The sequence below is a fragment of the Pseudomonas sp. 008 genome, assembly GCF_016861935.1.
Classification (GTDB): domain Bacteria; phylum Pseudomonadota; class Gammaproteobacteria; order Pseudomonadales; family Pseudomonadaceae; genus Aquipseudomonas.
Window position 1 is genome coordinate 1 of the sequence record NZ_BOMA01000051.1, and the last position, 587, is coordinate 587.

The following is a 587-nucleotide window of genomic DNA, read 5'->3' on the forward strand; positions in this document are numbered from 1 at the left end:
ACTTTGAGGTTCTAACTCAGGTCCGTTATCCGGATCGAGGACAGTGTATGGTGGGTAGTTTGACTGGGGCGGTCTCCTCCTAAAGAGTAACGGAGGAGTACGAAGGTGCGCTCAGACCGGTCGGAAATCGGTCGTAGAGTATAAAGGCAAAAGCGCGCTTGACTGCGAGACAGACACGTCGAGCAGGTACGAAAGTAGGTCTTAGTGATCCGGTGGTTCTGTATGGAAGGGCCATCGCTCAACGGATAAAAGGTACTCCGGGGATAACAGGCTGATACCGCCCAAGAGTTCATATCGACGGCGGTGTTTGGCACCTCGATGTCGGCTCATCACATCCTGGGGCTGAAGCCGGTCCCAAGGGTATGGCTGTTCGCCATTTAAAGTGGTACGCGAGCTGGGTTTAGAACGTCGTGAGACAGTTCGGTCCCTATCTGCCGTGGACGTTTGAGATTTGAGAGGGGCTGCTCCTAGTACGAGAGGACCGGAGTGGACGAACCTCTGGTGTTCCGGTTGTCACGCCAGTGGCATTGCCGGGTAGCTATGTTCGGAATAGATAACCGCTGAAAGCATCTAAGCGGGAAACTAGC

General features: G+C 54.2%; 1 rRNA gene. It reads left to right on the forward strand.

The annotated features are described in order from the left end of the window. Window positions 1-587 (forward strand): 23S ribosomal RNA (locus JUI81_RS31650); the annotation flags it as partial.